The sequence below is a fragment of the Thioclava sp. GXIMD4216 genome (assembly GCF_037949285.1).
Taxonomy (GTDB): Bacteria; Pseudomonadota; Alphaproteobacteria; order Rhodobacterales; family Rhodobacteraceae; genus Thioclava; species Thioclava litoralis.
This window is the reverse complement of sequence record NZ_CP149926.1, coordinates 1,625,019-1,643,039: the sequence shown is the minus strand read 5'-3', so window position 1 is coordinate 1,643,039 and position 18,021 is coordinate 1,625,019. Positions and strand designations below refer to the sequence as shown.

The 18,021-nt window shown below is 61.5% G+C and carries 21 protein-coding genes and 4 tRNA genes; 5 read left to right on the top strand and 20 right to left on the bottom strand.

What is annotated here, in order from left to right; all coding sequences use genetic code 11:
• Positions 1-89 precede the first annotated feature (89 nt).
• The gene (locus WDB88_RS08210; protein ID WP_339107186.1) at positions 90-263 is read right to left on the bottom strand and encodes a DUF3553 domain-containing protein; all 174 of its coding nucleotides are present in this window, start codon (positions 261-263) and stop codon (positions 90-92) included.
• On the opposite strand from WDB88_RS08210, the gene WDB88_RS08205 reads away from it, so the two are divergent.
• A complete protein-coding gene (locus tag WDB88_RS08205; protein ID WP_339107185.1) occupies positions 262-900 on the top strand; it encodes a histidine phosphotransferase family protein in 639 nt (212 codons plus the stop codon). The two genes, WDB88_RS08210 and WDB88_RS08205, sit on opposite strands and share 2 nt — an antisense overlap.
• Here WDB88_RS08205 and WDB88_RS08200 read toward each other — a convergent pair whose 3' ends face one another.
• From WDB88_RS08200 to WDB88_RS08165, 8 genes are all read right to left on the bottom strand, one after another.
• A complete protein-coding gene (locus WDB88_RS08200) occupies positions 901-1,332 on the bottom strand; it encodes a hypothetical protein (protein WP_339107184.1) in 432 nt (143 codons plus the stop codon).
• 193 nt (positions 1,333-1,525) lie between these two features.
• Positions 1,526-2,791 (bottom strand): glutamate-5-semialdehyde dehydrogenase, encoded by a 1,266-nt coding sequence (locus tag WDB88_RS08195; protein ID WP_339107183.1) that lies wholly within the window; start codon positions 2,789-2,791, stop codon positions 1,526-1,528.
• 105 nt (positions 2,792-2,896) lie between these two features.
• A tRNA-Asp gene (locus tag WDB88_RS08190) sits at positions 2,897-2,973 on the bottom strand.
• 31 nt (positions 2,974-3,004) lie between these two features.
• Positions 3,005-3,081 (bottom strand) — tRNA-Asp (locus WDB88_RS08185).
• 38 nt (positions 3,082-3,119) lie between these two features.
• Positions 3,120-3,196: transfer RNA gene (locus WDB88_RS08180), tRNA-Asp, on the bottom strand.
• A gap of 253 nt (positions 3,197-3,449) precedes the next feature.
• Positions 3,450-4,388, bottom strand: a complete 939-nt coding sequence (locus WDB88_RS08175) for a pirin family protein (RefSeq protein WP_339107182.1) — start codon at positions 4,386-4,388, stop codon at positions 3,450-3,452.
• 179 nt (positions 4,389-4,567) lie between these two features.
• Positions 4,568-5,239, bottom strand: a complete 672-nt coding sequence (locus WDB88_RS08170) for a class I SAM-dependent methyltransferase (RefSeq protein ID WP_339107181.1) — start codon at positions 5,237-5,239, stop codon at positions 4,568-4,570.
• A gap of 181 nt (positions 5,240-5,420) precedes the next feature.
• Positions 5,421-5,654, bottom strand: coding sequence for a hypothetical protein (locus WDB88_RS08165; protein ID WP_339107180.1), 234 nt, complete (start codon positions 5,652-5,654; stop codon positions 5,421-5,423).
• A gap of 605 nt (positions 5,655-6,259) precedes the next feature.
• Between WDB88_RS08165 and WDB88_RS08160 the strand changes: the two genes are divergently transcribed.
• Both WDB88_RS08160 and WDB88_RS08155 read left to right on the top strand, forming a co-directional pair.
• A complete protein-coding gene (locus WDB88_RS08160; protein WP_339107179.1) occupies positions 6,260-6,844 on the top strand; it encodes a helix-turn-helix domain-containing protein in 585 nt (194 codons plus the stop codon).
• 1 nt (position 6,845) lies between these two features.
• On the top strand, positions 6,846-7,769 hold the full coding sequence (locus WDB88_RS08155) for an EamA family transporter (protein WP_339107178.1): 924 nt from the start codon (positions 6,846-6,848) through the stop codon (positions 7,767-7,769).
• Between the two features lie 440 nt (positions 7,770-8,209).
• Here WDB88_RS08155 and WDB88_RS08150 read toward each other — a convergent pair.
• From WDB88_RS08150 to WDB88_RS08100, 11 genes are all read right to left on the bottom strand, one after another.
• A tRNA-Arg gene (locus tag WDB88_RS08150) sits at positions 8,210-8,286 on the bottom strand.
• A 75-nt stretch (positions 8,287-8,361) separates the two neighbouring features.
• Positions 8,362-9,582 (bottom strand): cysteine desulfurase, encoded by a 1,221-nt coding sequence (locus WDB88_RS08145; RefSeq protein ID WP_339107177.1) that lies wholly within the window; start codon positions 9,580-9,582, stop codon positions 8,362-8,364.
• Between the two features lie 70 nt (positions 9,583-9,652).
• Complete coding sequence (locus WDB88_RS08140) at positions 9,653-10,237, bottom strand: YIP1 family protein (RefSeq protein ID WP_339107176.1); 585 nt, start codon at positions 10,235-10,237, stop codon at positions 9,653-9,655.
• Positions 10,238-10,239: 2 nt separating this feature from the next.
• Positions 10,240-10,737 (bottom strand): YIP1 family protein, encoded by a 498-nt coding sequence (locus WDB88_RS08135; RefSeq protein WP_339107175.1) that lies wholly within the window; start codon positions 10,735-10,737, stop codon positions 10,240-10,242.
• Between the two features lie 9 nt (positions 10,738-10,746).
• The gene (locus WDB88_RS08130; RefSeq protein WP_339107174.1) at positions 10,747-12,057 is read right to left on the bottom strand and encodes a SufD family Fe-S cluster assembly protein; all 1,311 of its coding nucleotides are present in this window, start codon (positions 12,055-12,057) and stop codon (positions 10,747-10,749) included.
• Positions 12,057-12,830 carry a Fe-S cluster assembly ATPase SufC gene (gene sufC, locus WDB88_RS08125; protein ID WP_339107173.1) on the bottom strand — a complete coding sequence of 258 codons (774 nt, stop codon included), beginning with the start codon at positions 12,828-12,830 and terminating at the stop codon, positions 12,057-12,059. The genes WDB88_RS08130 and sufC overlap by 1 nt, the downstream gene beginning before the upstream one ends.
• Positions 12,831-12,844: 14 nt before the next feature.
• Positions 12,845-13,159 (bottom strand): heavy metal-binding domain-containing protein, encoded by a 315-nt coding sequence (locus tag WDB88_RS08120; protein ID WP_339107172.1) that lies wholly within the window; start codon positions 13,157-13,159, stop codon positions 12,845-12,847.
• A gap of 10 nt (positions 13,160-13,169) precedes the next feature.
• Positions 13,170-13,508, bottom strand: a complete 339-nt coding sequence (locus WDB88_RS08115) for a DMT family protein (protein ID WP_339107171.1) — start codon at positions 13,506-13,508, stop codon at positions 13,170-13,172.
• A 15-nt stretch (positions 13,509-13,523) separates the two neighbouring features.
• The gene (sufB, locus tag WDB88_RS08110; protein WP_339107170.1) at positions 13,524-15,038 is read right to left on the bottom strand and encodes a Fe-S cluster assembly protein SufB; all 1,515 of its coding nucleotides are present in this window, start codon (positions 15,036-15,038) and stop codon (positions 13,524-13,526) included.
• Between the two features lie 83 nt (positions 15,039-15,121).
• The gene (locus WDB88_RS08105; protein WP_339107169.1) at positions 15,122-16,207 is read right to left on the bottom strand and encodes an aminotransferase class V-fold PLP-dependent enzyme; all 1,086 of its coding nucleotides are present in this window, start codon (positions 16,205-16,207) and stop codon (positions 15,122-15,124) included.
• Between the two features lie 125 nt (positions 16,208-16,332).
• A complete protein-coding gene (locus WDB88_RS08100) occupies positions 16,333-16,791 on the bottom strand; it encodes an Rrf2 family transcriptional regulator (RefSeq protein ID WP_339107168.1) in 459 nt (152 codons plus the stop codon).
• 300 nt (positions 16,792-17,091) lie between these two features.
• Between WDB88_RS08100 and WDB88_RS08095 the strand changes: the two genes are divergently transcribed.
• Both WDB88_RS08095 and WDB88_RS08090 read left to right on the top strand, forming a co-directional pair.
• A complete protein-coding gene (locus WDB88_RS08095) occupies positions 17,092-17,751 on the top strand; it encodes an alpha/beta hydrolase (RefSeq protein WP_339107167.1) in 660 nt (219 codons plus the stop codon).
• Positions 17,751-17,981 (top strand): hypothetical protein, encoded by a 231-nt coding sequence (locus WDB88_RS08090; protein WP_339107166.1) that lies wholly within the window; start codon positions 17,751-17,753, stop codon positions 17,979-17,981. Before WDB88_RS08095 ends, WDB88_RS08090 begins: the two co-directional genes overlap by 1 nt.
• Positions 17,982-18,021: the final 40 nt, after the last annotated feature.

Genomic DNA, 18,021 nt, shown 5'->3' with positions numbered 1-18,021 from the left:
GCCACCCGCCAAAAGGCAAGTCCGGCAAGGACGGCTGGCAAAGAAAGAATACCCAAGCGGCCCCCTTTCACGTTAACCTTTCATCAACTTTAATCTTCAATAACGAGAGTCAAAGCAATGAAGCGCCCGTCAATCACCTGTTTACCCGCTTCGCGGAAATTGACAGTGATCTTGTCGCCTATGCGCGATTGCACCTGACCCACACCCCATTCCGGCGCTTTCGGGTTCCGGACCAACATCCCCGGCTCAAGGAATTCGTTCATGACTGCCCTGTCTTCTCCGTTGCTTCCCTCTGACGCCAGCGCCGAACCTTCCGAGGCCGATCTTGTGGCCCTTGTCGGGTCGCGCCTGTGTCATGACCTTATCAGCCCTTTGGGCGCAATCAGCAATGGGGTAGAATTGCTGGCCATGTCGGGCGGCGCGATGAGTCCGGAAATGCAACTGATCGCCGAAAGCGTCAGTGCCGCGAATGCGCGCGTGAAATTCTTCCGTGTGGCCTTCGGGCAGGCCAATACCGAACAGCGCGTCAGCCAGAACGAAATCCGCAGCCTTCTGTCCGAGATGTCGGCGACCGGGCGCACGAAATTCGACTGGCAGGTTGACGGGGACCAGCCGCGCCATCTGGTCAAAATGGCCTATCTGGCGATTCTGTGTATGGAAACCGCGCTGCCCTTCGGCGGGCGTCTGGTGATTACCGAACATAATGGCGAATGGCATCTGGTTGCGGAAACGCGGCGCACCAAACCCGATGACGCGCTCTGGCAGGCGCTTGCGGGGCACGCTCCGGCAGATCTGCGCCCTGCGCAGGTGCAGTTCATCCTGCTGCCGCGCGAAGCCGAGACATATGGCCGCCATATCGACTGGCAGATCAACGAGACCGAAGCACGGATGAACTTCTGATCAGCCGCCCGAGCTACAGGGCCGTGCCGTGCCGCGGCCCTGCGCAAACCACGTTCCCTGCCGCATTGGTGCCGGATCACGGCCTGTGAGGATCCGCACCATATTGGACACCGCGCCGCAATCCAGCGCCTCCTGCCGGTTCAGCACCTCCTCCACCCGCGCCGGATCGCCCGACAGGATCAGGTCGATATGGTGATCCACAGTCACCTGCTGCGTCACGGGACGCATCTGGTAGAGGCTGTGCAAAAACGCCTGCAGAAAGATCCGTCGCTCGGGGTCGGCCTTCATCCGTGCGAAAGCCGCCTCCGAGATCGCAAACCTGAAGATCTTGTCGACATGCCCCGACGCCACGGGCAGTTCATAGACCAACCCTTCGGGACCGTTTTCCACGATCCCGTCCCATAGATGGTCGAAGCGATATATCTCTCTCATGTCACCTGCCCGCAAGCGTGGCCTCCGGCTGCCTGCCAGCACCGTAGGAGAGTGCTGCCATAAAAACGGGGGGCATATCCGGCCGCACGATACCTGCCCCGTGCGATCCGCCTGACCCTTGCGAGCCGAATGGCGCGGCGCATCCGTCAGGCGTTCTCCGATACCTGCCGTTTTCCCGGGGCCACCCCTTTGCCTAGGCGCGGATCGTGCCGTCGCCCGTCACAAGATATTTGAACGAGGTCAGCTGTTCGGCCCCCACAGGCCCGCGCGCATGCATCTTGCCGGTGGCAATCCCGATCTCGGCCCCCATCCCGAATTCGCCACCATCGGCAAACTGGGTCGAGGCATTATGCATCAGGATCGCGCTATCGAGCCGCTGGAAAAAGCGCGCGACGGGGGCCGGATCCTCGGCGATGATGGCCTCGGTATGGTTCGAGCCGTAGCGGCGGATATGGGCAATCGCGCCATCCACCCCGTCCACGATTTTCGCGGCGCAGATCATGTCAAGGAACTCGCGCCCGTAATCGTCATCGGCGGCTTCCACCACCCCCTCGGTCGCCAGAAGATCCCCCTGCCCGCGCACTTCTACGCCTTTGGCCAGAAGATCGCGGATCAGCACATCGCCATATTTTGCCCAGAAACCCTGATCGATCAGCAGACATTCCATCGCGCCGCAGATACCGGTGCGGCGGGTCTTGGCATTGAGGACCACACGGCGGGCTTTCTCCAGATCGGCGCTGCCATCGACATAGATGTGGCAGATGCCCTCCAGATGCGCAAAAACCGGCACGCGCGCCTCGCGTTGCACCAGCCCCACCAGCCCCTTGCCGCCGCGCGGCACGATCACGTCGATATACTCGACCGCCTGCAGCATGGCGGCCACGGCGTCACGGTCGCGGGTGGGCACAAGCTGGATCGCGGCTTCGGGCAGGCCTGCGGCCTTCAGCCCCTCGACCAGACAGGCATGGATCGCGCGCGAAGAATGGAAGCTTTCGGACCCGCCACGCAAAATCACGGCATTGCCGGATTTGAGGCAGAGCGCGCCCGCATCGGCCGTCACATTGGGGCGCGATTCATAGATGACCCCGATCACCCCCAGAGGCGTGCGCACGCGCTGGATATGCAACCCTGTGGGGCGGTCCCATTCGGTGATCACGGCGCCCACGGGATCGTCCTGCGCGGCAATGGTGCGCAGGCCCTTGCAGATCCCCTCGATCCCCGCCTCGTCCAGCTTGAGGCGGTCCATCATGGCCGGCGTCAGACCTTTGGCCGCGCCATAGGCCAGATCCTCGGCATTGGCCGCGATGATCTCGGCGCGGCGTGCCCAGACAGTATCGGCGGCGGCTTCAAGGGCTTGGGTCTTCTGAGGCGCTGGTGCGAAGGCCAGCTCTCTAGCGGCCTCACGGGCAGCGGCACCGAGGGTGTCGATCAGCTGCTTTGCATCCAACGCATCTTTCATCCGTCTACTCCTTTTGTGACACTCCGCATATAGCGGCCCGTCCGGTGCAAAAGAAGCCTAAAACGACAAAGGCACCCCGAAGGGTGCCTGATGACGGGAAGATGGTGGCGCGGTTGACGGGGCTCGAACCCGCGACCCTCGGCGTGACAGGCCGATACTCTAACCAACTGAGCTACAACCGCACAGCATCTCCAAACTCCAATTCCGAAACAGTGGCGCGGTTGACGGGGCTCGAACCCGCGACCCTCGGCGTGACAGGCCGATACTCTAACCAACTGAGCTACAACCGCGCATATGTTTCGGCTTTGGGCGACTTGAGTGAGGATGATGGCGCGGTTGACGGGGCTCGAACCCGCGACCCTCGGCGTGACAGGCCGATACTCTAACCAACTGAGCTACAACCGCTCTCATCCTCTCCGGCATCGCCCGGAGCGTGGGGTGGGTAATACGGGCCAGTATCGCGCCCGTCAAGCACGGTTTCGCATTCTTTTCAAAAAAACACGAAATCCCCGCCGCGCGCCGTTGGAAACCTTTGAAAACAACGCGTGTTCAAGGCGTTGCCGCCCCTTCATGCGGGCCAGCGCGGCACTGACCCTGCGGGAATCAGAAGAGATTTCCGCCAGAAATCCGTCCGGTGCCCACCCCCTTCATAACCGGATCACTCCGGCAGCGGGATAAACTCGTCGCGATCCGTCGGCGGCAGGCGGAATCGCCCATGCATCCAGTCGCCCGCCCGCCAAGCCTCTTTGGCGGCTTCGATCCGTTCTTTCGAGGAGGCCACGAAATTCCACCAGATATAGCGCGGACCTTCCAGCGTTGCGCCCCCCAGCACCATAAGCCGCGCGCCCTGCGTCCCCGCCCGCAGCGAGATCCGGTCGCCGGGACGGAAAATCAGCATCCGCCCCGCCTCATAGGTCGCATCGCCCACGCGCACCTGCCCGCGCAGCACATAGACGCCGCGATCCTCGTGATTGTCGGGCAAGGGCAAGGCCGCCCCTGCGGCAAGCTCGGCATCGGCGTAAAACAGTTCCGACGGCATCTTCAGCGGCGCTTTCGCGCCCCAAGCCTCGCCCAGCACCAGCGTCACTCTCTTGCCTTCGGCCTCCAGCTCGGGCAGCGTCCCCGCCTCCGAATGCACGAATTCCGGCGCGTGATCCTCTGCATCCTTGGGAAGCGCGACCCAGGTCTGGATGCCGAACATCGTATCTCCGGTCACACGCAGGTCTTCATCTGTGCGTTCGGAATGGGTGATCCCGTGGCCCGCATTCATCCAGTTCACCGCACCAGGGGTAATCCACTGATCGGTCCCGAGGGAATCGCGATGATGCAGCCGCCCCTGCAGCAGATAGGTGACCGTGCCCAGACCGATATGCGGGTGCGGACGGATATCCACCCCCTTCTGACCCGACAGGAATTCGACCGGCCCGATCTCGTCAAAGAAGATGAACGGTCCCACCATCTGCCGCTTGGCCGAAGGCAGCGCGCGCCGCACCTCGAAAGACCCAAGATCACGCGCCCGTGGCACGATCTCCATATCGACCAGATCCACGGCATCGCCAATCGGGATATCGGCATCGAGAATCGGGTTCCAGCTCATCTTGGCGCTCCATCATGGCATCATTTGCTGGAGAGAAATGTGGCAGCTTCGGGGGCAAATGAAACAGGCACAGGCGCGCAGACCCTGTGCAGGGGCCGCAGGGCGCCGCAACGGCGCGGGGCTGCGCCTCTCAACCAGCCCAGCCGTCCAGCCAGCCCGCTCTTTTAGCCAATACGACTTTAGCCAACACGACGGGCGTGAAACAGGATCTGCCCGCGCGGCAGCTTCTTCGGGTCCTCGCGCAGCGACCAGCCGGTGTCGCGGGCCATCCCGTGAACGGTCACGGCCCGCATGTCATGGGGAGCACGCGCCGCATGGGTCACCACCCCGTCCCGCTGACGATAGGGCAGCTCCGCCTCTATCTCGTCGGGGCGCAGAAACACCGTGAACATGAACAGTTCGAGCTGCGGGAGCCGCTGCAGATTGCGCAGGCATATGGCCAGATTTTCGGGCGGCAGATGCGGAAACACCCCGAAGGCGATCGCATGGGTGATGCGTTCGGGGATATCCGGAAATTCGAAACCGCTATCCTCGACCAGTTGCGCAGGGTCCAGACGCGCCGGATCGGCCAGTTCACGCCCATGCCCGACCAGCATCAGCGCGCGTGAGGCATCCGTTGCCCAGTAATGGCCGGGGTCGAGATACTCGACCACCTTGCAGCCCAGACGCAGCGGCCCCGCTCCGATATCCAGCAGGTGGTGATGCGGCAGCACTCCGGCCTCTTCGATAATCTCCATCTGCCGCTCGCCGGTCTCTTCCCAGCGCCCGCCGACGATATCGCGATGCATGCCTTTGGCCAGCATATCCGCGTAAAAGCCGGGGCGGGTATAGGGCGCGTGGGAATAGGACATTCGCTCTCTCGCAGAAAGGCGCGGCAAGGCGCGGGACAGTCAGGACATCCGGCGGACCATGCCGGAGGGCAGCGCCGTCTCATAACGGGGCATTCCCAAGCCGGCAAGCCCCTTCCCCGTTGGCGCGCGGCCTGCATGAATCCGGCCCTCTCGCGACCGGTGCGGGATCGGCTGTGCGGTGCTAGACTGCCCTCCGGTCGCGGAAAATCTCGATGGTGGGCACGCGCTCGACAAGATAGGCCCCATCGGCCTTCTGGATAACCTTCGTGCCGTCTTCGAGCGTGTATTTGACCGGACCGCCCACACTGAGGTCTCGGCCAGAGGGCAATGTCCGCATCACGCGCGCCCGCCATGCCTGAACCGTGTAGCGGTTCCCCGAGGCATCAAGACAAACAAATGTATATGCAACCTGCATGATGGCGCAGCTCCCTCCGAGACGCACAATATGGCATGCCCATTCTGTTCCAGAACCGGCAATAAAGATGCATATGCAAAACATTAATCAAATAAATTGGCGCATTCAATCTAATTATTGATTTATATATTTCATCTGTATATTATAAGCGGGTAACGTGTTTTGCATAACGAGTATCGGGTGCGGCCCAGACCGCGCCTGCCCTTACCTTGTTTTCCTGCAAGATCTGACGGCTGATCTCCGGAAGGCCCATTCCGCAGCCGCTCTGCTTGCAGGCCATCAGGACCGGCTCCGAAACCTGGCACCGGCAAGGCCGCACCAGGTTTCGGGGGCTTGTGAAATCGACCAATGTCGCGATTGAAAGATCGCAGACCCCGGCCCATATTGATGATGTAACGAGTTTCGGGCGCGGGGTTCACACCGTCGTAACAGCCCCGCGCCCATTCGCCCTCCCTCTTTCCTGACATCGCCTGATACATGGCCTGCCTACGGCCAAGCCCCTGTCTTGTGACAGGCGCCCCTTGCCGCCGGAGAAGGCTTTGCATCTTGCGGCGGACCGGAAGCAGGTATACCAATCGACCTACTTTCAAGGAGGTCGCCGCGTGATGCCCCACCCCCGAACCGGACACACCGCCCATGACCGCCTCCTGCAGGCGGCGATGGAGCTCTTTTACAGTCACGGCATCAACGGCACGGGGATCGACGCGATCATCACCCGCGCAGGCGTCGCAAAGAAAAGCCTCTACAACAACTTCACCTCGAAAGCGGACCTTGTCGGCCAGTATATCGAGGCCCGCCACGCCGAATGGCTGGCCCTTTACGATCGGCGACTGGCGCAGGCCGTAGATCCGCGCGCGCGGGTTCTGGCCGTGTTCGAGGCCTATCAGGATCATGCCGAACAGGCCTATGAGCGCGGTTTTCGCGGCTGCGGATTGCTGAATGCCGCCGCCGAACTGGAGGCTGGCGACCCTGCACGGGACGCCGTGCGCCGCCATAAGGAACAGGTCGAAGCCATTCTGGCGCAGCATATTCAGGCCATGCTGCCCGAAACGCCGGATCGGGCCGCCGCACTGACCGCCCATATCGCCTTTCTGCTGGAGGGCGCGATGATGCGGGCAGGCCTTGAAGGCCACAATGCGCAGATGATACGCGCCAAGGCCCTGATCACCGACCTACTGGAGAGGCTGTGAGATGAGCGCAAGCTATGGCAAGGGCGTCGCGGCCATTCTCTTTGCGGCCTGTGTCTGGGGCACCACCGGCACCGCTGCAACCTTCGCCCCCGATGTCAGCGCCGCCGCAATCGGCGCGGCCGCAATGGGGATCGGCGGCATTGCACAGGCCCTTCTGGCCGTGCGCGGGATCAACCGCGCCGCCCCCGCCCTCTGGGCAGACCGGACCCTGCTTGTGGCAGGCGCTCTGGCGGTGGCCATCTATCCGCTGGCCTTTTACGGCGCGATGCGGCTTGCCGGTGTCACAGTGGGCACGGTGGTCACGATCGGCGCGGCCCCGCTGCTCTCCGCGCTGATCGAATATGCGTTCGACAAAACACGGCTGAGCCTGCGCTGGGGCATCAGCGCCGCGGTCGGATTGCTCGGCATGACGTTGATTTGTCTGGCAGAGCAACTGCCCGATACCCCGCTGGACAAAGGATATGACACGATCATCGGCATCCTGCTGGGCATCTTGGGGGGGCTGACTTACGGGCTTTATGCCTGGACCGCACGTCGTATGATGCTGCGGGGGCTGCCCTCCTCTGTCGCGATGGGCGCCACGTTCGGCTTGGGCGGGGTGCTTCTGATGCCGGTCCTTCTGGGCACGGGCGGCGCGTTTCTTATGTCTTGGTCGAATGCCGCTGTAGGGCTTTATATGGCCGCCGTGCCCATGTTTCTGGGCTATCTCTGCTTCGGCTACGGCCTCGCCCATGTCGAGGCCAGCACAGCCACGACCATCACCCTCCTCGAACCCGTCATCGCCGCCATTCTGGCCATTCTCGTCGTCGGCGAACACCTCCCTCCCTTGGGCTGGGTCGGCGTGGCACTGGTGGTGGGATGCCTCACCCTTCTCACCCTGCCACCCGGTTCCGCAGATCGAAAAGCAGAGCCACCCCCATCGTAAGCGCCCCGAATAAAGACCATCCTCAACCCAAAGGCGTCCTTTGTGTCTGTCGGGGACCAGACGCGAAATGAAAAGGAGGCGAGGCCCAGCCCGCCTGCCCGCCAGCCCGCCTGCCCGCCAGCCCACCGAGATCCGGCGCGCCTGTGAACTTGGCCAGAAGATGGCTTGGACCTGTGGAGTGCGGATCAACCTGTCTGACGGAACGCTTCCCCCCTGACATGCGCGACAAGCACATGGACGCTGCAGGCGGGGCGACATTCTGGGATGCGGCTGGATATTTCGGGACGAGCGCCCAGACCATCGAGAAAACCTATGGGCATCACAGCCCGATGCACCCAGAATCGGCGGTCGCGGCAATAGATAAACGCGCCTAAATCGCGAATAACCGCACCATCTCCGCACCGAGCGACGAAAGCCATGATTATAACTGATTGATTTAATGGCGCACCCAAGAGGATTCGAACCTCCGGCCTCTGCCTTCGGAGGGCAGCGCTCTATCCAGCTGAGCTATGGGTGCGTGCTGTCGTCCGTATATCCGAGCCGGAAGACCTTCGCAACGGGCAAATCACCCTGCCCGCTGCATTAAATCGCCTCACCCCAGAAGATCGTGGCAAAGCTCAAGGGCCGAAACAAGCGCATCGGCCTCGGCTTTGGTGTTATACATCGCAAAGGACGCACGCGCCGTCGCCGTGACCCCCAGATGCTGCATCAGCGGCATGGCACAATGGCTGCCCGCCCGCACAGCCACGCCGCGCTTGTCGAGAATCGTCGACATATCATGCGGATGGGCCGGACCGTTCAACGTCATCGAGAAAATGGCACCGCCCTCGGGGGGCACGCCTTGCAGGTTGAGCCAGTTCAACCCCTGCAGCTTCTCGGCGGTGTAGCGGCGCAGATCCTGCTCATGCGCCTCGATCGTCTTCATGCCGATCGACATCAGATAGTCCAGCGCGACACCCAGCCCGTATTGCTGCACGATCCCCGGCGTCCCGGCCTCGAATTTCATCGGCGGTGTGTGATAGGTCACCGTATCGCGGGTCACCGTGTCGATCATGTCGCCACCGCCAAGGAAGGGACGCATCTCGGCCTGACGGTCCTTCGCAATCCAGATCGCGCCAGACCCCGAGGGCCCGTAAAGCTTGTGCCCCGTGATCGCGTAGAAATCGCAGCCGATCGCCGCCACATCCACCGGCATATGCACCGCCGCCTGCGAGCCGTCGACCAGCACCGGCACGCCCTTCTCGCGCGCGCCTTTCGAAATAGCGGCCACATCGACCAGCGTGCCCAGCACATTCGACATATGGGTGACGGCAATCAGCTTGGTGCGCGGCCCTACGGCCTCCAGCACTTTCTCGGCAGGCAGCGAACCATCGGGTTCCGGCTCGACCCATTTCAGCACCACGCCCTGACGTTCGCGCAGGAAATGCCACGGCACGATATTGGCGTGATGTTCCAGAACCGATAGCACGATCTCGTCGCCGGCCTGAAGGCGCGGGGCGGCCCATGCATAAGAGACCAGATTGATCCCCTCGGTCGAGCCGGTGGTAAAGATGATCTCGTGCTCGTCAGGCGCGTTCAGGAAGCGGGCAATGATGCCACGAACGCCCTCGTATTTCTCGGTCGAAAGATTGGAAAGCGTATGCAAGCCACGGTGGACATTGGCATAATCCTCCTCATACATCCGCGTCATCGCATCGATCACCACCCGCGGCTTCTGCGCCGAGGCACCGTTATCGAGATAGACCAGCGGTTTGCCGTTCACTTCACGCGACAGGATCGGAAAATCGGCGCGGATGGTTTGAACATCGAACATGGGAGCCCCCCTGACGGGATATAGAACAGATGGAACGGGCCCCAGCGGGACCCGTCCGGAACGATTTGGCTTATGGCGAGGGCGACGGCATGACCCCCAGCAGCATCAGGACCAGACCGGTCGCGAAGGCCGAGGCAAAGAACGTGACAATCGTGCCGATCGCAACCACAGCAAGGTTGCGGAACCCGTGCAAAGCCGCCACGAAATTGACGATGAAATAGAACATCAGCGTCAGCAGGATAACGGTTGTGGCCCCGAGGCCGGAGGGCAGGATCATGATCAGCGCAAGCTGCACCACCTGCAAGATGACCATGACAAATTCGGCCCATGTCATCAGCAAAAGCGCATCGCGGAAAGCACCGTGGCCATTGCCCATCCGCCCGACAAAGGTCATGGCCCCTGCCGCATAGATCAGGATCGCGGCCTGAATCAGGATCATCGGAATGGGGTTCAGGCTCAGCCGCTCGGTATCGGGGACCATTGTGCTGGCCAGCACCTGACCGAACAGGCCAAGACAGGCGGACAGCACCACCACAACCGCAAGCCCCAGCCAGCGCGCCTGCGTTGGCGGGTTCCAGTCAATCAGCGCCCGTGCGACGGATTGCGGCTGGGTAATCGTGCCTAAAATTGCCTGTCTGAAAGTAAACTGTTCCAAGATCATCCCCGCTTTGCGGTGGTCTCGAAGAAGGCGACGCGCATTCCCGAGATCCAGAATATGACGAACACGAGAAAGGTCGCGACCCCCACCATATTCGCCTGATGCCCTACGCCAATAAAGCCAGAGACCAGCCCGCGCAAGAGCAGCAGCGGCGAGGCCGCCAATAGCGCCCAGAAGAGCGCGATCCGCGCGCCATATCCGCTGCCCTTCCCGCCCAGAAGCTTTGCCACCCCCCTGGCGATCAGCGCCACCAGATAGAAAAGCGGCACGGCCACCAACAGCCCCAGCGCCTGTCCCAACATCAGGGCAGGCAAAGGGGTAGCGGGGTTTTCAAAGGCAAACCGGGACAGTCCCGGCCATTGCGCGATGTAAACCAGCACCAGCGCCGACAGCAGAAAGGTCAGCGCCCGAGGTTCGGACGGCGCGTGCGACAGGTGATCGCGCACCACCTGACGGGGTGCGCGATAGCTGCGAAGGATATCCGAAAGAGCCGACATCCGACAGGCTCAGGAGCGGTGACGGGCCAGCCAGCCCTCAAGACGCGACAGCACGTCTTCGCGCAGGGCCTCGTCCTCGATCTCCTCGACCGCATCGGCCACGAAGCTCAGGACCAGCAGATTGACCGCAACCGCCTTCGGCACACCGCGCGAGCGCAGGTAGAAGAGTGCGGTCTCGTCAATCGCACCGGTGGTCGAGCCATGCGAACAGGCCACGTCATCGGCATAGATCTCAAGCTCGGGCTTGGCGAGGAACTGGCTGTCCTCGTCCAGAAGAAGCGACTGGCTGATCTGGTAGCCATCGGTCTTCTGCGCGCCCTCTTTCACCAGAATCTTACCCTGGAAAATGCCGTGCGCGCCGTTTTTCAGCACTTTCTTGAAGACCTGACGGCTTTCGCCGCGCAGAGCGCCATGCGTGATGAAGACGGTATCATCATGGTGGAACGGACCTTTGTGACCGTCGCCCAAAGCGGCACCCGCCACATGTGCCACAGCATCGTCGCCCACCATATCGATCACGCATTCATTGCGCGTCAGCTGCCCGTTCGAGGTCATGGTGAAAGACTTGAAAAGCCCCTCTTCGGCCACGCGGGTGAAGATATGGGTATTGGCCAGACGTTCCTGCGAACGGCCCTGAATGCGCAGATGGTGGAACTTCGCGCCCTTGGCCACATCGACCTCGGTCACGATATTGAAACGCGCGCCCGCAGGACCGCTTTCCAGCAAGGTGATCTCGGAGCCTTCTTCCAGCTTGACGACATGGTGCAGCATCACGTCGGAGCCGTCATCCTCGTGCAGGTAGTCGATATGCACGGGTTTCGCCGCCTGCCCCGTGACCCTGATCAGCAGCCCGTCCTTGGCCGCAGCGGTATTGAGCGCGGCATAGGGACGGTCGACCGGTTTCTGGCCATCGGCTTCCAGCTTGCCATAAAGCGACTGCGCCCAATGGATATCGGCGGCATCCGCCTCGGCCAGACGCGAGATCTCGACACCGGCATTGATCAGGTCGTCCGACAGATCCTCGTTGAAGACGCCATCGACAAAGACCAGACGCACGCGCTCGAACGTGTCGAAATTCGCGGGCTCGTCCTTGGGGTTGAACAGCGCGGCTTTCGGTGCCTCCGGCGCGTTCAGCCCCGTCGGGTTGGTCCAGCGCCAGTATTCATCACGACGGCCCGGCAGGCCCATCGCGGTCAGCCGTTGCAGCGCATCGGCACGGGCGGCTGCGGTGAACCCGCCTTCGGGCAGATCCAGCGCGGCCAAGCGGGCGGTCAAGGCTTCGGCCTTGAGCGCCTGATTGCGGAGTTTTGCGCTTGCCATCAGGCCATCACCTCGCTGATCCCGTGTTCTTTCAGCAGGTCGGAATAGCCGTTCTTCTCGACTTCCAGTGCCAGCTCGGGGCCACCGGTCTTGATGATACGGCCCGCCGCCATGATATGCACGACATCGGGTTTGATATGGTCCAGCAAGCGCTGGTAGTGGGTGATCACAAGGAAGGACCGGCCTTCCGAGCGCAGCGCATTCACGCCGTCCGACACCAGTTTCATAGCGTCCACATCCAGCCCCGAGTCGGTCTCGTCAAGGATGCACATCTTCGGTTCCAGCATCGCCATCTGCAAGATCTCGTTGCGCTTTTTCTCACCGCCAGAGAAGCCCACATTGACCGGACGCTTCAGCATCTCGGCGTCGATCTTCAGCGATTTCGCCTTCTCGCGCACGATCTTCAGGAATTCACCTGCGGAATATTCTTCCTCGCCACGCGCTTTACGCTGGGCGTTCACGGCCGTGCGCAGGAAGGTCATATTGCCCACGCCCGGGATCTCGACCGGATACTGGAATGCAAGGAACAGACCTTCGGCGGCGCGCTCTTCGGGCTCCTGCTCCAGCAGGTTCTCGCCATCAAGCGTGGCCGAGCCTTCGGTCACGGCATAGCCGTCACGGCCCGAAAGCACATAGGACAGCGTCGATTTACCCGAACCGTTCGGCCCCATGATAGCATGGACCTTGCCGGTTTCGATGGTCAGATTCACACCCTTGAGGATCTTCTTGCCACCCTCTTCGAGTTCTGCGTGCAGGTTTTTGATCTCTAGCATAGTCTTTTTCCTGTTCAGTCGATGGTGACAGCCGTGCCGGATGCCGACACCATCAACATCGAATCCGCGACGACCTCGTAATCAAGATCGACGCCAACGATTGCGTTTGCGCCCTTGGCCCGGGCGCGCTCTTCCAGTTCTTTGAAGGCCACCTCGCGCGCATCGGCAAGTTTGGCCTCATAGGCGCCCGAACGGCCGCCCACGATATCGGTGATCTGCGCGAAAAAATCGCGCACGATATTGGCCCCCATAATCGCCTCGCCCACGACAATGCCGTGATAGGCGGTGATCTTGTGACCTTCGATCGTGGCTGTGGTGGTGACGATCATGACGCGCTCCTCATCCCTTGAAGACCAGCATGGCCCCCAACCCGATCAGCACAAATCCCGCGACGGTCGTCAGGCTGGGCGGCTCCTTCAGATAGAAGGTCGAAAACCCCACAAAGACCACCAGCGTGATGACCTCCTGGATCGTCTTGAGCTGTGCCGTCGAATAGACCTGATGCCCGATCCGGTTGGCCGGAACGGCCATCCAGTATTCGACAAAGGCAATCGACCAGCTGATGATCACCACGGCCCAAAGCGGTGCCGTGGAATATTTCAGGTGCCCGTACCACGCCACCGTCATGAAAACGTTGGACGCGATCAGCAGCACGACCGGAAGGAGATATGCGCTCATGAACGCCCAACGCCCCTAGCCCACAGAGCCTTCCAGCGAGATCGCCACCAGCGACTGCGCTTCCATCGCGAACTCCATCGGCAGCGCCTGCAGCACCTCGCGGCAGAAGCCGTTCACCACCAGAGCGACCGCCTCTTCCTCGTCCATGCCGCGGGCACGGCAGTAGAACAGCTGGTCGTCATCGACCTTCGAGGTGGTGGCCTCGTGTTCAACACGGCTCGTGTTGTTCTTGACCTCGATATAGGGCACGGTATGCGCCCCGCATTCCGACCCGATCAGCAGGCTGTCACATTGCGTGTAGTTGCGCGAGTTGGACGCTTTCGGGTGCATCGAGACCAGCCCCCGATAGGTGTTCTGCGCCTTGCCCGCCGAGATCCCCTTGGACACGATCCGCGAGCGCGAATTCTTGCCCAGATGGACCATCTTGGTGCCGGTATCGGCCTGCTGGTAGTTATTGGCGATTGCGATCGAGTAAAACTCGCCCGAGGATTCCTCCCCGCGCAGGATGCAGGACGGGTATTTCCACGTGATGGCCGAGCCGGTTTCCACCTGCGTCCACATCACCTTGGCACGGTCGCCACGACAATCGGCGCGTTTGGTCACGAAGTTATAGATGCCGCCCTTGCCGTCCTCGTCACCGGGGAACCAGTTCTGAACGGTCGAATATTTGACCTCGGCATCTTCCTCGATGACGATCTCCACGACAGCCGCGTGCAGCTGGGCGGTGTCCCGTTTCGGCGCGGTGCAGCCTTCAAGATAGGACACATAGGCGCCCTTGTCGGCCACGATCAGCGTGCGCTCGAACTGCCCCGTATTTTCCGCGTTGATACGGAAATAGGTCGACAGCTCCATCGGGCAGCGGACCCCCGGCGGGATATAGACGAAGGACCCATCCGAGAAGACCGCAGAGTTCAGCGTGGCATAGTAGTTATCCGACTGCGGCACGACCGAGCCGATATATTTCTTGACCAGCTCGGGGTGTTCCTTGATCGCTTCCGAGATCGAGCAGAAGATCACACCCGCCTCGCGCAGCTTGTCCTTGAAGGTCGTGCCGACCGAGACCGAGTCGAACACCGCATCCACGGCGACCTGACGCTTGCTCGGGTCATAGTCTTCGGCACCTTCCACACCGGCAAGGATCATCTGTTCCTTCAGCGGGATGCCCAGTTTCTCATAGGTCGCCAAAAGCTTGGGATCGACCTCATCGAGCGATTTGGGCTTGGTTTCCATCGATTTCGGACGCGCATAGTAATACTGGTCCTGAAAATCGATTTCCGGCACGTTGAGCAGCGCCCAATCGGGCTCTTCCATCTCTTTCCAGCGCGCGAAAGCCTGAAGACGCCATTCGGTCATCCATTCCGGCTCTTCGTTCTTTTCAGAAATCAGGCGGACGATATCCTCGTTTACGCCCTTGGGGGCGTATTCCATCTCGATCTCGGTATTCCAGCCGTATTTATACGACCCCATATTCTGGACCGTTTCAACCGTCTCGCGGTCGACGCCCTCGCGGATTTGCAACTCGTCTGCCACGTGTCATTCCCTATCTTGCTGGTCGCGCTCATGGCCGACCGTTTCCCCAAATCCGCCGCGCCAAGCTCTGGCTTGCGGACCTATCACATACGCTCCCGAAGCTTGTCGCCATGCTTGCGCCGAGCTTTGGACCAAGCCTCCACGAAACGGTCGATCGCCTCGCGCGTGATGCCCGGCCCAAGCGAGACGCGCATCGCACATCCCGCAAGATCTTCGCCCCACCCCATAGCGCGCAACACGCCAGAGGCCCGAACCTTACCCGACGAGCAGGCCGATCCGGCAGAGACCGCAACCCCTGCAAGGTCCATCCGCATCACCTGCGTCTCGCCTTTCCAGCCGGGGCTGATCACCGACAATGTATTGGGCAGAAGCGCAGGCGCTGCTGCCTGACCCTGCCCGTCTGCGGGTGCGTTCCATCCGGGAAAGTAAACGTCTTCGACAGCCTCTTCCAGTGCCTTTTTTAGAATATTTCTAAGTTCGGCCACTTCTTCCCAGACACCATTGGCCAGATCGCACATCGCAGCCTCGGATGCCGCAGCAAATCCGGCGATACCGATCAGATTTTCCGTTCCTGCGCGGCGCCCCATCTCTTGCCCGCCGCCCTTCAGGCCCGCTGCCAGATCGGTGCCCTGCTTCAGGATCACCGCCCCCACCCCTTTGGGCCCGCCCAGCTTATGGGCCGACACAAGACCACAGGTCGCGCCCATCCAGTTGAAGGCCAGAGGGATCTTGCCAAAGCCCTGCGTCAGGTCGGTCGACCACAGCCGCTCGGGCAGATCCTGAATCACACCGGTTTCCGAATTGGCAATCTGCAAACTGGAGCGCGCGGGGTCCGCGACGGTCACACGACCATAGCCATCCACCGCAAGATCGGCCTCGCACCATGCTTTCACCGCGTCATGCTCGACCTCGGCGCAATGGATACCGCGCCCCGCATGCACCAGCGCCGATGCCTCGGTCGTGCCGGAGGTAAACACAACATCCTGACCATCCGCGCCAATCGCATGGGCAATCTGCGCACGGCAACGTTCCATCAGCGATTTCGCGGCCCGCCCCTCGGCATGAACCGAAGACGGATTGCCCAGCAGGTCCATCGCCTCGACCATCGCCGCCTTCGCCTCTGCCCGCAGAGGCGTGGTTGCGTTCCAGTCGAGATAGAGCCGTTCCATGACACGATGTCCTTCTGCGCCCGTAACATGGGCCGTTATCTGGCTTTGGACATAGGCGCAGAACGGATAAAAGACAATAACCCGAGTCTATGACTCAGGTTAGCAAGGGGGTGTGCGCAAATCGCTTAATCATCCACCACCGAGAACAGCGACGGCACGGCCGGACAGGGTTTGAGCCCGTTGCCGATGACATCCTGCAGCGTGGTCTGGTGCAAAAAGACGAAGACCTGCGCCGAAAGGCTTTCCCACAGACGGTTCGACAGAGACTGCGCCCGCGTGCCGGATTTCCCGCCCGAGGCTCCTGCCCCCACATGCATGGCCGAGACTTTCTCGTCCACCGCCTCGAACACCTCGCTCACGCGGATTTCGGCGGGCGGACGTGCCAGTTGGTACCCACCACCCGGACCGCGCACCGACTGCACCAGCCCCGCACGACGCAGCCGCACGAAGATCTGTTCGAGATAGGCCAGCGAAATATCCTCGCCTTCGGAAAGCTGCGATAATGAAACCCGGCCATTCGGTCCCGACAAGGCCAGGCTTGACAAGGCCACCATCGCGTAACGCCCTTTGGTCGATAGTTTCATACAGTATCCTCCGCTTAATCACCCGCGCCGAAAAGGACGGGCTCTGACCTCCCCGAGAGGCGATCATGCCATGCCACCTCCGAATCGCGGCAAATTTACGCTAGAATGCCCCGATGTCGATCATCAATACAGAGAGAATGGCGCAAGAACCATTGACCTTGCGCGCTGGCCCCCTTAACTCGTTTCCACCCGTAGATCCGGCATTGTGCCGGGGATGGCCCTCCCTAGGGGGATGCAGACCCTGCGTCAAGCAACCCTGCACCCTTGGATCCGGGCCCATGCAAGAGCAGACGAGAACCGATGCCCGAAGTCATTTTTCCCGGTCCCGAAGGTCGCCTAGAAGGCCGCTATCACCCGCAAGCCGCCCCCGACGCGCCGATTGCCATCATCCTGCATCCCGATCCGCAATTCGGTGGCACGATGAACAACCGCGTCGTCTACAACCTGCATTACGCGTTCCACAAGCTGGGCTTCACCGTGCTGCGCTTCAACTTCCGTGGTGTGGGCCGCAGCCAAGGGGAATATGATCAGGGGATCGGCGAATTGTCGGATGCCGCCTCGGCGCTGGATTACCTGCAATCGCAGAACCCCAATTCCAAACACTGCTGGGTTGCGGGGTTCAGCTTTGGCGCGTGGATCGGGATGCAGCTTCTGATGCGCCGCCCCGAGATCACCGGTTTCGTCTCGGTGGCTCCGCCGGCGAATATGTATGACTTCAGCTTCCTCGCGCCCTGCCCCTCGTCGGGTCTGATCATCAACGGCACCGCCGACCGCGTCGCGCCGCCGAAAGATACCGCCACGCTGGTCAGCAAGCTGGGCGAGCAGAAAGGGATTACCGTCACCCATGAAGAGATCAGCGGTGCCGATCACTTCTTCAAGGATGACGAGGCGCATATGAAGCCGATGATCGATACGGTCCAATCCTATGTGAAGCGCCGCCTGACGGAGAACACCCGCTAATGGCACTGCTCGAAGACCTGGCCGAAAAGCTGGCCTTCGACTGCATGCAAGCCCAAAAGGAGATCGGCCCCACGGCCGATCGCCTCTACCAAGACGTTGCCACCCATATCGGCACCGCCTCGCCCTCTCTCGAAGAGGCCTTTCTGACCGCCTGCCGCCTGCATATGGCCGCCCTGCGCGCCGAAGACTTCATGGCGCGGCGCATCTCTGCCCTGAAATCCGGCAAATAAAGCTGTGCAGCACGTGACCGGCGGCTATGCGCATTTAGCT